Source organism: Ideonella sp., assembly GCF_041914305.1.
GTDB lineage: Bacteria > Pseudomonadota > Gammaproteobacteria > Burkholderiales > Burkholderiaceae_C > Ideonella.
Map to the genome: position 1 here is coordinate 102,861 of NZ_JAYSDQ010000006.1, position 14,054 is coordinate 116,914.

The 14,054-nt window shown below is 69.3% G+C and carries 13 protein-coding genes; 10 read left to right on the forward strand and 3 right to left on the reverse strand.

What is annotated here, in order from left to right:
• Positions 1 to 15: 15 nt before the first annotated feature.
• From ACE3SG_RS10030 to ACE3SG_RS10040, 3 genes are all read left to right on the forward strand, one after another.
• Positions 16 to 3,264 carry an efflux RND transporter permease subunit gene (locus ACE3SG_RS10030; RefSeq protein ID WP_374564658.1) on the forward strand — a complete coding sequence of 1,083 codons (3,249 nt, stop codon included), beginning with the start codon at positions 16 to 18 and terminating at the stop codon, positions 3,262 to 3,264.
• Positions 3,261 to 4,685, forward strand: a complete 1,425-nt coding sequence (locus ACE3SG_RS10035; RefSeq protein WP_374564660.1) for an efflux transporter outer membrane subunit — start codon at positions 3,261 to 3,263, stop codon at positions 4,683 to 4,685. Before ACE3SG_RS10030 ends, ACE3SG_RS10035 begins: the two co-directional genes overlap by 4 nt.
• 386 nt (positions 4,686 to 5,071) lie before the next feature.
• Entirely contained in the window at positions 5,072 to 5,488 is a 417-nt protein-coding gene (locus ACE3SG_RS10040; RefSeq protein WP_374564662.1) for a VOC family protein, read from the forward strand.
• On the opposite strand, the gene ACE3SG_RS10045 is transcribed toward ACE3SG_RS10040, so the two are convergent.
• Positions 5,443 to 6,387, reverse strand: a complete 945-nt coding sequence (locus ACE3SG_RS10045) for a pseudouridine-5'-phosphate glycosidase (RefSeq protein WP_374564664.1) — start codon at positions 6,385 to 6,387, stop codon at positions 5,443 to 5,445. The genes ACE3SG_RS10040 and ACE3SG_RS10045 overlap by 46 nt on opposite strands.
• A 6-nt stretch (positions 6,388 to 6,393) precedes the next feature.
• Entirely contained in the window at positions 6,394 to 6,996 is a 603-nt protein-coding gene (locus tag ACE3SG_RS10050) for a DUF938 domain-containing protein (protein ID WP_374564666.1), read from the reverse strand.
• Positions 6,997 to 7,166: 170 nt separating this feature from the next.
• Here ACE3SG_RS10050 and ACE3SG_RS10055 point away from each other — a divergent pair, with 170 nt between their 5' ends.
• The 5 genes from ACE3SG_RS10055 to ACE3SG_RS10075 all read left to right on the forward strand — a co-directional run bounded on the left by ACE3SG_RS10055 (position 7,167) and on the right by ACE3SG_RS10075 (position 12,558).
• Positions 7,167 to 8,366, forward strand: coding sequence for a cation:proton antiporter (locus ACE3SG_RS10055; RefSeq protein ID WP_374564668.1), 1,200 nt, complete (start codon positions 7,167 to 7,169; stop codon positions 8,364 to 8,366).
• A 91-nt stretch (positions 8,367 to 8,457) separates the two neighbouring features.
• Positions 8,458 to 9,075, forward strand: coding sequence for a CDP-diacylglycerol--serine O-phosphatidyltransferase (pssA, locus tag ACE3SG_RS10060; RefSeq protein ID WP_374564670.1), 618 nt, complete (start codon positions 8,458 to 8,460; stop codon positions 9,073 to 9,075).
• 141 nt (positions 9,076 to 9,216) lie between these two features.
• Positions 9,217 to 11,331, forward strand: coding sequence for a PAS domain-containing protein (locus ACE3SG_RS10065; protein WP_374564672.1), 2,115 nt, complete (start codon positions 9,217 to 9,219; stop codon positions 11,329 to 11,331).
• Between the two features lie 299 nt (positions 11,332 to 11,630).
• Complete coding sequence (locus ACE3SG_RS10070; RefSeq protein ID WP_374564674.1) at positions 11,631 to 11,852, forward strand: DUF1161 domain-containing protein; 222 nt, start codon at positions 11,631 to 11,633, stop codon at positions 11,850 to 11,852.
• Positions 11,853 to 12,024: 172 nt separating this feature from the next.
• On the forward strand, positions 12,025 to 12,558 hold the full coding sequence (locus tag ACE3SG_RS10075) for a hypothetical protein (protein ID WP_374564676.1): 534 nt from the start codon (positions 12,025 to 12,027) through the stop codon (positions 12,556 to 12,558).
• Between the two features lie 27 nt (positions 12,559 to 12,585).
• Here the strand turns inward: ACE3SG_RS10075 and ACE3SG_RS10080 are convergent, their stop codons facing one another.
• Complete coding sequence (locus ACE3SG_RS10080) at positions 12,586 to 12,945, reverse strand: PilZ domain-containing protein (protein WP_374564677.1); 360 nt, start codon at positions 12,943 to 12,945, stop codon at positions 12,586 to 12,588.
• Positions 12,946 to 13,215: 270 nt separating this feature from the next.
• Between ACE3SG_RS10080 and ACE3SG_RS10085 the strand changes: the two genes are divergently transcribed.
• Both ACE3SG_RS10085 and ACE3SG_RS10090 read left to right on the forward strand, forming a co-directional pair.
• The gene (locus tag ACE3SG_RS10085) at positions 13,216 to 13,689 is read left to right on the forward strand and encodes a hypothetical protein (protein WP_374564679.1); all 474 of its coding nucleotides are present in this window, start codon (positions 13,216 to 13,218) and stop codon (positions 13,687 to 13,689) included.
• Between the two features lie 117 nt (positions 13,690 to 13,806).
• Complete coding sequence (locus ACE3SG_RS10090; RefSeq protein ID WP_374564681.1) at positions 13,807 to 14,010, forward strand: hypothetical protein; 204 nt, start codon at positions 13,807 to 13,809, stop codon at positions 14,008 to 14,010.
• The last annotated feature ends 44 nt before the right edge of the window (positions 14,011 to 14,054 follow it).

The following is a 14,054-nucleotide window of genomic DNA, read 5'->3' on the forward strand; positions in this document are numbered from 1 at the left end:
CAAGCGAGCCTTCCCGTGAACTTATCGAAATTCTTCATCGACCGGCCGATCTTTGCCGGCGTGCTCTCGCTGCTGATGCTGATCGCCGGCCTGATCGCGCTCAAGGCCTTGCCGATCTCCGAATACCCCGAGGTCGTGCCGCCTTCGGTGGTGGTGCGCGCGCAGTACCCCGGCGCCAACCCGAAGGTGATCGCCGGGACGGTGGCGACACCGCTCGAAGAGGCCATCAACGGCGTCGAAGGCATGCTCTACATGGGCAGCCAGGCCACGACCGACGGCCTGATGACGCTGACGGTGACCTTCAAGCTCGGCACCGACCCCGACAAGGCGCAGCAACTGGTGCAGAACCGTGTCTCGCAGGCTGAACCGCGGCTGCCCGAAGAGGTACGCCGGCTCGGCGTGACCACCGTCAAGAGCGCGCCCGACCTGACGATGGTCGTGCACCTGCTGTCGCCCAACGAGCGCTACGACATGACCTACCTGCGGAACTACGCGGTGCTCAATGTCAAGGACCGGCTGGCGCGCGTGCAGGGCGTGGGCCAGGTGCTGCTGTTCGGCTCGGGCGACTACTCGATGCGCGTCTGGCTCGACCCGCAGAAGGTGGCACAGCGGGGCCTGTCGGCCGGTGACGTGGTGCGCGCGATCCGCGAGCAGAACGTGCAGGCGGCGGCCGGTGTCGTCGGTGCCTCGCCGGGCCTGCCGGGCGTAGACCTGCAGCTGTCGATCAACGCGCAGGGCCGCTTGCAGACCGAAGAAGAGTTCGCCGACATCATCGTCAAGACCGGTGCCGACGGCGCGGTGACGCGGCTGGGCGACGTGGCCCGGCTGGAGCTGGGCGCGTCTGAATACGCGCTGCGCTCGCTGCTGGACAACAAGCCGGCGGTGGCGATCCCGATCTTCCAGGCGCCGGGCTCGAACGCGATCGAGATCTCGAACCAGGTCCGCGCGACGATGGCCGAGCTGAAGAAGGCGATGCCCGAAGGCGTGGACTACCGCATCGTCTACGACCCGACGCAGTTCGTGCGCGCGTCGATCGAGTCGGTGATCCACACGCTGCTCGAAGCGATCGCGCTGGTGGTGCTGGTGGTGATCCTGTTCCTGCAGACGTGGCGGGCGTCGATCATCCCGCTGCTGGCGGTGCCGGTGTCGGTGATCGGCAGCTTCGCGATGATGCACTTGTTCGGCTTTTCGATCAATGCGCTGAGCCTGTTCGGCCTGGTGCTGGCGATCGGCATCGTGGTCGACGATGCGATCGTGGTGGTCGAAAACGTGGAGCGCAACATCGCCTCGGGCCTGAGCCCGCGCGAGGCCACCTACCGCGCGATGCGCGAAGTGTCTGGCCCGATCATCGCGATCGCGCTGGTGCTGATCGCGGTGTTCGTGCCGCTGGCCTTTATCAGTGGCCTGACGGGGCAGTTCTACCGCCAGTTCGCGTTGACGATCGCGATCTCGACGGTGATCTCGGCGATCAACTCGCTCACGCTCTCGCCGGCCTTGTCGGCCCTGCTGCTGCAAAAGCACGGTGCGCCGAAAGATGCGTTGACACGCGGCATGGACCGCTGGTTCGGCTGGTTGTTTCGCGGCTTCAACCGCTTCTTTGGCCGCAGCGCCGAGCGCTACAGCGGCGGCGTGCAGCGGGTGGTCTCGCGCAAGGCGCTGATGATCGGCATGTACCTGGTGCTGGCCGTGCTGACCGGGCTGCTGTTTCGCAGCGTGCCCAGCGGGTTCGTGCCGGCGCAGGACAAGCAGTACCTGATCGGCTTCGCCCAGCTGCCCGATGGCGCTACGCTTGACCGCACCGAAGAGGTGATCCGCCGCATGGGCGAGATCGCGCTGAAGCAGCCGGGCATTGAAAGCGCCATCGCCTTCCCTGGCCTGTCGATCAACGGCTTCACCAACAGCTCGAACTCGGGGATCGTCTTCGTCACGCTGAAGCCGTTTGCCGAGCGCCGCTCGCCCGAGTTGCACGGCGCGGCGATCGCCGGTGCGCTGAACCAGCAGTTCGGCGCGATCCAAGACGCGTTCATCGCGATGTTCCCGCCGCCGCCGGTGCAGGGCCTGGGCACGACCGGTGGCTTCAAGCTGCAGCTGGAAGACCGCGGCTCGCTCGGCTACGAAGCGCTCGATGCGGCGACCAAGGCCTTCATGGCCAAGGCCTACCAGACGCCGGAGCTGGCGGGCTTGTTCTCGAGCCTGCAGGTCAACGTGCCGCAGCTGTATGCCGACATCGACCGCACCCGCGCGCGCCAGCTGGGCGTGGCGGTGACCGATGTGTTCGACACGATGCAGATCTACCTCGGCAGCCTGTATGTCAACGACTTCAACAAGTTCGGCCGCACCTACTCGGTTCGTGTGCAGGCCGATGCGGCGCACCGCGCCCGCGCTGAAGACGTGGGCTTGCTGAAGGTGCGCTCGGCCAGCGGCGAGATGGTGCCCTTGTCGGCGCTGATGAACGTGAAGCCCAGCTTCGGGCCCGAACGGGCGATGCGCTACAACGGCTTTCTGTCGGCCGACATCAACGGCGGCCCGGCACCGGGCTATTCGTCGGGCCAGGCGCGGGACGCTGTCGAGCGCATCGCGGCCGAAACGCTGCCGCCGGGCATCGGCTACGAGTGGACCGAGCTGACCTACCAGGAGATCCTGGCCGGAAATTCGGCGGTGTGGGTGTTCCCGCTCGCGATCCTGCTGGTGTTCCTGGTGCTGGCCGCGTTGTACGAGAGCCTGGCGCTGCCGCTGGCGATCGTGCTGATCGTGCCGATGGGGCTGCTGGCCGCGATGACCGGCGTTTGGCTGTCGAAGGGCGACAACAACGTCTTCACGCAGATCGGGCTGATGGTGCTGGTGGGGCTGTCGGCGAAGAACGCGATCCTGATCGTCGAGTTCGCCCGCGAGCTGGAGTTCGCCGGCCGCACGCCGGTGCAGGCCGCGATCGAGGCCAGCCGGTTGCGGCTGCGCCCGATCCTGATGACCTCGCTGGCCTTCGTGATGGGCGTGCTGCCGCTGGTCTTGTCGAGCGGCGCCGGCGCCGAGATGCGCAAGGCGATGGGCACGGCGGTCTTCGCCGGGATGATCGGCGTCACCGCGTTCGGCCTGTTCCTGACGCCGGTGTTCTATGTCGCGCTGCGTGCCTTGAGCGGCAACCGGCCCTTGAAGCTGCACGGCGAGGTGCCGCACCTCGAAGGCTTTGCCGGCAGCGCTGAACCCCATGGCGGCGGGCCGCTGAAGCACGCGCCGGCCGCCCCGATCTCGAGGCATGAAGCATGAAGAAGAACCTGCAATTTCCGTTCGCCTTGCCGGCCTTGGCGCTGGCCTTGTGGCTGGCCGGTTGCGCCAGCACGCCGGCGATCGACCCGGTGGCGGTGTCGCCCGTGCCGGCCGCGTTCAAGGAGGCGGGTGCTCAATGGGCGCCCACGGCACCGGCCGAGGCCCAGGCGCGCGGCGCCTGGTGGCAGGCCTTTGCCGACCCGGTGCTCGACCAACTGGTCGAACGCGCCGGTGAGCGCAACACCAGCGTGCAGGCCGCTGCGGCGCGCCTGGCGCAGGCGAGGGCGCTGCTGGGCCGCGCCAATGCAGAGCGCTGGCCGCAGGTGGGGGTGTCGGCCGGCGTACAGCGCCTGGCCAGCCCGGACACCGGCTGGCAGCCCGCCAACCTGGGCAGCGCCGGCGCCAGCGTGTCGTACGAGGCCGACCTGTTCGGCCGCCTGTCGCGCTCGGCCCAGGCCGCCACGCTCGATGCGCAAGCGCGCGACGCGCTGCTGCAGAGCACGCGGCTGATGGCGCAGGCCGATGTGGCGCAAAGCTACTTCCAGCTGCGCGCGCTCGACGTGGAACGCGGCATCGTTGGCGACACGCTGACGGCGCACCGCAACACGCTGCGCCTGGTCGAAAGCCGCCAACGCGCCGGCGACGTGGCCGAGCTGGACGTGGCGCGGGTGCGCACCGAGCTGGCCGAGACCGAGTCGGAAGCGTTGGCGCTCGACGCGCGGCGCGCGCTGCTGGAGCATGCGATCGCGGTGCTGGTGGGCGACAACGTGGCGGGCTTTGCCATCGATGCGGCGCCGTGGCGCGGCGTGGTGCCGCAGGTCCCGGCCGGCGTGCCCAGCGCGGTGCTGGCCCGCCGGCCCGATGTGGCCGCGGCACTGAGCCAGATGCAGGCGGCGCAGTTGCGCGTGGGCGTGGCGCAGGCGGCGTGGTTCCCGAACCTGTCGCTCACGGCGTCGGGCGGCTATGCGTCGCCCGAGCTGTCGGACGTGTTCAAGTGGTCGGCGCGCAGCTGGGCGGTCGGTGCCTTGCTGTCGCTGCCGGTGTTCGATGGCGGGCGGCGCCAGGCCGGCGTCGATGCGGCCCAGGCTGCGCTCGAGCTGAGCCTGGCGGACTACCGGCAGCAGGTGCTGGGCGCCTTCCGCGAGGTCGAGGACGAGCTGGCGCTGCTGCGGTCGCTGGACGAGCGCTCGAAGGCGCAGGCGAGGGCGGTCGAGTCGGCGGCCCGCGCGACGACGCTGTCTGAATCGCGCTACCGCAACGGCCTGGTCAGCCAGCTCGAGCTGCTGGACGCCCAGCGCAGCGAGCTGCGCAGCCGCCGGCAAGAGGTGCAGGTCAAGGTCGCGCAGTTCCAGTCGACAGTCGGCCTGATCCGCGCGCTGGGCGGCGGGTGGGGCGGCGACAGCCAGGTCGCCTTGCGCTGACCGGCGGCGGGTGCAGACCGGCAATAGATCACCAATTGACGTCTCTTTGGCACCACCACCCCCCAAATGGGTGATCGCCCGGCTGCGGGCCGGCCGCGATGATGCGAATCAGCGCGGTTGAGAACAACAAGCCCCAAGGGCGACACCCCTCCAACCGCCAACACAGCCTGCCATGCCGCCAGCACCTGCTGCGCATGGCCACCAGACACAGTGTCGGGTTGTGGAGGGTCTGTCCGAGCCGCATGGTGAAGACCCGGTGCATCGGTCGCCGGGCTGCCATGCGGCCGTCAGCTGGCCGCTGACGGCTGGTTGTTGCAGCCGGCGCGAGTCTCGGGGGCGGCCCACGGTGGTCACAATCTGATGACCGCCAAGCCCGACGACACGCCATGCTGCGACGCATTCACCACGCCGCCATCATCTGCTCGAACTACGAAGCCTCGAAGCGTTTCTATACGCAGACGTTGGGGTTGGCGGTGCTGGCCGAAAACTACCGCGCCGAGCGCCGATCGTTCAAGCTCGACCTCGCGCTGCCCGACGGGTCGCAGATCGAGCTGTTTTCGTTTCCCGACGCACCCGCCCGCCCGTCGCGCCCCGAGGCGCAGGGCCTGCGGCACCTGGCGTTTGTGGTGGACGACGTGGCCGCCTGCCAGCAGACGCTGCAGGCCCGCGGCGTCGCCGTCGAGCCGATCCGCGTCGATGAATACACCGGCCGGCGTTTCACCTTCTTTGCCGACCCGGATGGCCTGCCGCTGGAACTCTACGAAGCCCTGTCGCAGGCTGATGCGCACGACAAGGCCGAATAGGCCACCGCCACCCGCGCCGCCAGCCGGGCGTTGTTCAGCACCAGCTGGATGTTGCCGGCCAGGCTGACGCCGCCGGTCAGCGCATTCACACGCGCCAGCAGGAACGGCGTCACCGCCTTGCCGCTCAGGCCTTGCGCCTGTGCATCGGCCAGCGCCTGCTCGATCGCGCGATCGACAGCCTCCGTGGGCAGCGCATGTTCGGCCGGTATCGGGTTGGCGACGACGATGCCGCCGGTGAAGCCCAGCGCCCACTGCGCTTTCATCACGCGCGCCAGGTCGGCCGGCTCGTCCAGCTGCGCATCCAGGTCCAGCCCGCTGTCGCGGGTGAAGAAGGCGGGCAGGCGGCGGGTGCGGTAACCCAGCACCGGCACGCCGTGGGTCTCGAGGTATTCGAGCGTCAGCCGCAGGTCGAGGATCGACTTGGCGCCCGCGCAGACCACGGCCACCGGCGTGCGCGCCAGTTCCTGCAGGTCGGCCGAGATGTCGAAGCTGGTCTCGGCGCCGCGGTGCACGCCGCCGATGCCGCCGGTGGCAAAGACGCGAATGCCGGCCAGCGCGGCGACGATCATCGTCGCGGCCACCGTGGTGGCGCCGGTGCCGCCGCGCGCCACCAGCAAGCCCATGTCGCGCCGGCTGACCTTGGCCACCTCGCCGCCGCTGCGGCCGAGCCGCTCGATCTGCTCGCGGCTCAGGCCGGCCTTCAAGCGGCCGTCGATGACCGCCACCGTGGCCGGCACCGCGCCATGGGCGCGCACCTCGGCCTCGACGGCGAGCGCCGTCTCGGCGTTCTGCGGCCACGGCATGCCGTGCGAAATGATGGTCGATTCCAGCGCCACCACCGGGCGCTGGTCGGCCAGCGCGGCGGCCACTTCGGGGCTCAGGTCGAGCAAGGGGTTCATCGTGGGTCAGGGTTGGCGCCGAAACACCAGCAGCAGGTTGTTGGCCGGCATCGGCAGGCGTTGGGCGAATGCCAGGCCGTGGGCCGAGGCGGTGTCGGTCACCTCGGCCAGGCGGCGCAGGCCCCAGCGGGCGTCGCGGGCCCGCAGGTCGGCGTCGAAGGCCAGGTTGCTCGGGGCGGTGGGTTCGTCATCGACGACGAAGGGGCCGTACAGCAGCAGTGGGCCGCCGGCCACGAGGTGAGCCGCCACCCCGCGCATCAGGGCGGCGCAGGTCGGCCAGGGCGAGATGTGCAGCATGTTGGCGCAGTAGACCGCGTCGAACATGCCCAGCGTGGCGGGCCAGGGCGCCAGCACATCCAGGTGCAGCGGCGCGAGCACGTTGGCCAGGCCCACGCTTTGCGCGCCGATGCCGGGCAGCGCGGCCGCGTCGCCATCGGTGGGTTGCCATTGCCAGCCGGGCTGGTGCGCGGCGAAGTGGGCCGCGTGTTGCCCGGTGCCCGAGGCCACTTCGAGCACGCGGGCCGCGCGGGGCAGCAGGGGGCGCAATGCGTCGAAGATCGGCGCCTTGTTGCGGTCGGCCGCAGGGCTGAAGGGCGGTGGGGTGGTCACGGTCTGGGGCGTTGGGCGCGTGGTCGAAGCCACAATGTACGGCTTGGCGCCCATCCATCGGGGCAAACACCGGCTGGCCGTCTGAAACCGCTTTCAGTAAGCTGATCGCTTCGATACCGGCGCATCATTTTTTCGACGGCTGCCTTGGCTTCGCCGCAGCCCCTCGCCCCATGACCACGACCGAACTCTTTCTGATCGCGATGCTGATCGTGCTGACGCTGCCCTACCTCGTGTGGCGTCTGGGGCAGACCGACTACTTCGCGCCGCTGGTGGTGGTGCAGATCGTCGGCGGCGTGCTGCTGGGCCCGGGCGTGCTGGGCAAGGCCTTTCCGGACGCGTTCGGCCTCGTCTTCACGCCGGCGGTGATCCAGTCGCTCAACGGCATTGCCTGGTGGGGCGTGATGCTGTTCGTCTGGCTCGCCGGCATCGAGCTGGACCTGAAAGCCGCGTGGACGCACCGGCGCGAAAGTGGCCTGACGGCCGGGCTGGCGCTGGGCGTGCCGCTGGTGGCCGGCAGCGTGGTCGGCCTGGCGATGGCCGAGCTGCCGGGCTGGATGGGGCCGGCGGCGCAGACCTGGCAGTTCGTCGCCGGCGTTGGCATGTCGTGCGCGGTGACGGCGCTGCCGATCCTGATCCTGTTGATGGAAAAGCTCGAGATCCTGCGCCAGCCGCTGGGCCAGCGCATCCTGCGCTACGCGAGCCTGGACGACATCGCGATCTGGGGCGTGCTGGCGATCATCCTGATGGATTGGCAGCGTGTCGGCCGCCAGGTGGTCTTCTTGCTGGCGTTCGCCGTGGCGACCTGGCTGTTCCGCCGTTTGATGGCCGCGATCAAGGAGGCCGACCGCTGGTACGCCGGCATCATCTGGCTCGTCGTCGTGGCCTTCGGGGCCGACTGGTCGGGCCTGCACTTCATGGTCGGCGCGTTCCTCGCCGGCGCGGTGATCGACGGCGATTGGTTCGAGACCCGCCAGCTGGACGAGCTGCGCCGCATCCTGCTGCTGATCCTGATGCCGGTGTTCTTCCTCAGCACCGGGCTGAAGACCAACTTCGGCGTCGGCGGGGCGATGGTCTTCCTGGCGGGCGCGGTGCTGCTGGCCGCGTCGATCTTCGGCAAGCTGGCCGGCTTGCAGCTGGCCGGGCGGCTGCTGGGCTGGCGCCCGGGCGAAGCCTCGCTGATCGGCTGGTTGCTGCAAACCAAGGCCCTGATCATGATCATCTTTGCCAACGTGCTGCTGGACAAGCACATCATCACCAGCGAGACCTTCACCGCGCTGCTGCTGATGGCCATCGGCAGCACGATGCTGACGGTGCCGGTGGTCACGCCGATGCTCAAGCGGGTTGTCAGCATGGTGACCCGCACGGCTTGACGGCCCGTCCACACGCGCCGCGGTTGCCGCAATCCCAGGGGGCGGCCCAGCCTTCGCCGGCCAGGCATGCGGATTGCACTAAGCTTGCCGCATGAACCGACCCAAGCCCTTTTCGATGATCCGCGAGTTTCACCTCGCCGATTGGTTCACGCTGGCCAACGCTGTTTGCGGCGTGGGCGCGTTGTTCTCCGTGATGTCGTTCTTGCAGACGCGCGGCATCTTTCACATCTACTTTGCCTGCGCGCTGATCTCGGCGGCGCTGGTGTTCGACGTGCTCGACGGGCGCATCGCCCGCTGGCGCCAGCGCAGCTCGGCCATGGGCCGCGAGCTGGATTCGCTGTCCGATGTCATCTCGTTCGGCGTGGCGCCGGCCGTCATCGCCTACGGCTGCGGCATGCAGGGCCTGTACGACCGCCTGGTGCTCGGCTTCTTCGTCGCCTGCGGGGTGTCGCGCCTGGCCCGCTACAACGTGACCGCCGAGTCGTTGTCCGACGACGCCGGCAAGGTCAAGTACTTCGAGGGCACGCCGATCCCGACCTCGCTGGTGCTGGTGTGGTTGATGGCCGTGGCCGCCTGGCAAGGGGCGATCGGCGAGCAACTGTGGTTCGGCTTCACCAAGATCGCCGGCTTCACGCTGCACCCGCTGGTGTTGCTGTTCGCGCTGTCGGGCTCGCTGATGATCAGCCGCATCCGCATTCCCAAGCTCTGACCGGCCGGGCCGGCCACAGGCTTCCCGCCGGGGGCTTGTCGGGTTAGAGTCCAGCAGCGCCGGTTGGCCGGCGACGACGACCAGGCCGCGCGAGCGTGTGGGTTTGTAGCGCCGCCGGACACCGCTTCGGGAGGCTCGCCCTTGAATGCACCGTTGCCGGACGACGAACCCTTGCGCTTGCAGGCGCTGCGCGCCTGCGAGGTGCTCGACACGCCACCGGACGCCTCGTTCGACGAGGTCACCGCCTTGCTGTCCGGTTTGTTGCAGATGCCGATCTCGCTGGTGTCGCTGGTCGATGAATCGCGGCAGTGGTTCAAGTCGCACCATGGCCTGCGGCAAGAATCGACCCCGCGCGAGTTCGCGTTCTGCGCCCACGCGATCCTGCAGCCCGACGAGATCTTCGAGGTCCGGGACGCGCGGTCCGACCCGCGTTTCGCCGACAACCCATTGGTCACCGGCGAGCCGCACATCCGCTTCTATGCCGGCACGCCGCTGCTCAGCACCGATGGCCATGCGCTGGGCACGCTCAATGTGATCGATCGTGAGCCGCGTCAGCTCAGCGAGGCGCAGCGGTTTCTGTTGCGCACGCTCGGCCACCAGGTGGCGGCCCAGCTCGAGTTGCGCCGAACCGCCCACGCGCTGGCCCACGTGGCCCGCGAGCGTGAAGCGTCAGAGGCGCGCCTGCGCGCCGAGTACGAGGCGATGCTGCTCGAAGAGCGCCGCATGCGCGAGGAGCTGACGGCCGCGAGGCACTTCAACCAGCGCATCGTCGAGGTCGTGCCGAGCGTGATCTACCTCTACGACACGGCCGAGCACCGGGTGGCCTACGTCAACCGGGCGGTGCAGTCCCTGCTCGGGCACGCGCCGGCCGACGTGGTTGGCACCGACGGCCTGGCAGACCACATGAACGAGGAAGACCGGCCGGCGTTCGAGCGGCACCTGGCCGAGTTGTCCCGGCTGCCGGACGGCGAGGTGGCCGACATCAGCTACCGCATGCGCCACGCGGACGGCAGCTGGCGCTGGTTTCTCGGCCGCGACGAGGTCTTCGCGCGCGGGGCCGATGGCTCGGTGCGCGAGGTCGTCGGCACCGCCACCGACATCACCGCGCTGAAGGCGACCGAAGAGGCGCTGCGCGCCAGCGAGTTCCGGTTTCGCACGCTGGCCGATCTGTCGACCGTGGGTATCGGGGCCTGCGACGACACCGGGTCGGTCATCTACGTCAACGCCCGCGCGGCCGAGATCGTCGGGGTGCCGCGCGACGAGTGCCTGGGCAGCGGCTGGGGCCGGTACCTGCACCCCGATGACGCAGCGCGCGTGCAGCAGGCCTGGCTGGACGCGCTGGCGCGCCGGCGGCCCTACCACGACGAATTCCGCTTCCTGCATCCCGATGGCCGGGTGGTCCATGTGATGAGCGAGGCGCAGCCTCTGCCGCTCACCCACCCGGGCGAGATCAGCTACGTGACGACGGTGATCGACATCACGGCCGTGAAAGAGCTGGAGCAGCACCGCCTGGCGCGTGAAGTCGCCGAGCAGGCGAACAAGGCCAAGAGCAGCTTCCTGGCCCGCATGAGCCACGAGCTGCGCACGCCGCTGAACGGCATCCTCGGCTTTGCGCAGCTGCTGCAGGTGGGCGAGGGCGGCGTGCAGGACGCGCGCCAGCTGCGGTTCGTGCGCCACATCGAGCACGCCGGCAAGCACCTGCTGGAGCTGATCGGCGAGATCCTCGATCTGGCGCGCATCGAGGCCGGCGCGGTGGCGCTGACGATCGAGCCGATACCGGTGGCGCCGGCGCTGGAGCAGGCGGCGGCGTTGGTGCACCAGCAGGCGGTGGCGGCCGGCGTGCAGGTGCAGATGGACCTGGGCGCGGCCGACCAGGCCCAGGTGCTGGCCGATGCGGTGCGCCTGCAAGAGGTGCTGCTGAACCTGCTGTCGAACGCGGTCAAGTACAACCGCGAGGGCGGCACCGTGCGCATGCGGGTGCGCAGCGCCGACGACCAGGTCTCGATCGACGTCGAAGACACCGGCATCGGGCTGGACGAGGCGCAGCTGAAGCGCCTGTTCGAGCCCTTCAACCGCCTGGGGGCCGAGGCGACCGCGGTGCAGGGCACCGGCCTCGGGCTGACGATCGCGAAGAACCTGACCGAGCTGATGAGGGGCACCTTGAGCGTGACCAGCCAGGCCGGCGTGGGCAGCGTCTTCACGCTGACGTTGCCGCAGGCGCACCCGCCTGCGCTCGCGACCACCCCGGGCGCATAACGGCCGCAGTCTGCGCACAAGTGCACGCCCCGCGCCGGGCGGCGCCGGGGGTGTCTACGGGTTCCCACGTGCCGGCAGCCGCATGGCGGCGGCTACAGTGCAGACGGGCGTCCCAAACCGCCCCCTGCTTTTCCTCCCTGAGCAGGGCCCGCCGCTTCGACAGGCGCCGGGCTTTACGGCCCCGGCCAAGCCCGGGGCTGATTTTTTGTGCGTGCCGGCCCTTGTGCGCCCCGCCGCGCGGCCCGACCCGCGGGTCGACTACCATCGCACCTCGCTTTTTCAACCCCTGGAGATCGGTCATGAAGCTGGTTTCGTTGTTGGCAGTTGCGTTGATATCCCCCGCGGCCATGGCCGCCGGCAAGCCGTGCGAAGAGCTGAAAAGCGAAATCGCCGCCAAGCTGGAAGCCAAAGGCGTCACGGGCTACACGCTCGAGATCGTCGCCGTCGACCAGGTCGGCGACAAGAAGGTGGTCGGCAGCTGCGAAGGTGGTGAGAAGAAGATCGTTTACAGCAAGAACTGACGTCCTAGTGCAGTGTTCGACGCTATGCGGAACATCAAACCGCGCCTTTGGCCGCCTGGCGTCGTTGCAAATCCTCGCGATGCCACAGGGCATCGCTGTGGTTGGCGCCTAGCCAGACGCCCAAATTCATCGGTTTTCTTAAGTTCCGCCTAGCATCAAACACTGCACTAGCATGCCCGACATCCACGCCTGCGAACTCCCCGCCAATGCACTGCTGCGCAGGTACCTGGACGAAGGCGCTTACGCCGACTGTTACCGGATCGACGTGGCCGGCAACGTGTCGCAACCCGAGTTCGTCGAGGCGTTCTACACCACCGCGGTGTTCAAGCTCGAGCGGCGGCTGCTGGCGTGGTTTGCCTCGCGGCCCTCGACCGACCAGCAGGCGCGCGACCTGGCCCACGAGCGGCGCAATTCGTTCGCGGCGTGGAACGTCGAGGCGCGTGTCAACGGCCAGCTGTTGATGGCCGACATGCACCAGCGCACCCGGTCGTGGCTGATGTGCGTGCCGGCGCCGGCCGGGGCAGCCGGTAGCACGCGCTTGTACTTCGGCTCGGCCGTCGTGCCGCTCGGCGGGGCACGCTCTGGCAAACCCCGCATGGGCTTCGCCTTTCGGGCGCTGCTCGGCTTTCACAAGCTGTACTCGCGCGTGTTGCTGCGGGCGGCGGTGACCCGCCTGGCGATGGCGGCCGAGCGGGCGCAGCGCTGAACGGCCGGCCGTCGCCGCTCAGCGGCGTCAAGACCAGACGAACGACTCCAGCAGCTCTTGCGTGCGCTGCGGCATGCCGAAGAACACCAGCCCGAGGCTGAAGCCGTCGGGCGTGGGCGCGCTGCGCACCACGCAGGCCTGCAGCCTGAGCGCGCGCAGCTGGCCGCCGATCGGCAACGAGAACGTCACCTCGCAGCGCGTGGCCGGGCGCAGATCGGTGTCGCAGGCCAGGTCCATGCCGTGCGCGCTGACGTTGCCGGTGGTGCCCTGGATCGCCGGCGCGCTCACCGGCGCAACCACCACGGCCACCGTCAAGGCCCGGCGAGGTTCGGAGCGCAGGTCCTGGGTGATGGGCTTCGGCGCTCGTTCGGCATGGACGATGGACATGGTGAGGCTCATGGTGGGGCGGATGGGCGGGGTTGCCCAGGGTTGGAGCAATTCAGATGCCCGGCACTGCACTAGCATTCAGGGCTGCGGCCACCCGTGGCCCGACGCCCGTTTCGCCCTGAACCCTTCGTCTGGCCCATGCGCTTTCTCGTCCTGTCGCTCGTGTTCTTCGTCGCCGCGTTGAGTGCACGCGCTTCAGAGGGCCCCCAGGAAACGTCTTCGACGTTTCCGCCCCCCAAGGGGGTGAGTCAACTCGGGAACGACCCTTCGTTGACACGAGAGCCGTTCACCAACTTCAACGTCGTGCTGCTGCAGCCGAGCGCGGTGCTCGAAGAGCGCGTGGCCAGCATCGACGCGATGGCCGACTACATCAAGGCCATCGAGGCGGCCGCGCGCGATGCGGTGGCAACGAGCCAGGCCCGGCAATCGACCGGCGGCTACCTCGTCGTTGCGGTGCGGCCGGGCGAGCAGTCCAAGGTCTGGCTCGACTTCGACACCTTGCTCGACCTGGAGATCCGCAAGCAGCTCGTCGCGAAGGCCGAGGCGGTCAAGCCCTTCGAGGCCCGCAAAGGCCCGGTGGTGTTCGCGCTCAAGGTCGCGCTGTGGGGCGGCAAGGAGACCAGGCGCCCGGCACCGCTGCCGCCGGAGTGGAAGAAGGCCCAGCAGGGCGGGGTGCCGCTGGAGGTGGGCGCGCTGGCCGAAGCCGTCTGGGACGACCAGCCGCAGCCCGTGCCCGCCCGATGACGGCCTGTCGCATCGCTGCCGCGGCGGGGCCGGCCCGCCGCAGAATGGCCGCACCGGTGCCCCAGCGCCGGCCCTTGACCGCCCGGTGCCCGGGCATGTGGCTTGTCGGAGGACCTCGTGAGCGCACTGATCCTGTTCGTTGGCTGGTGCATTCTGTTCGTCGTGGCCTGGCCGGTGGCCTTGTTGGCGCTGGTCCTGTTCCCCTTAGTCTGGCTGGTGGCGCTGCCGTTCCGGCTGCTGGGCGTGGCGGTCGAGGGCGTGTTTGCGCTGCTGCGCGCGATCGTGCTGCTGCCGGCGCGCATGCTGGGCCATCGCGGTTGATGCACCGGCGGCGGGCCGCCCGGTGCCCCATCGTCGGCACTGAG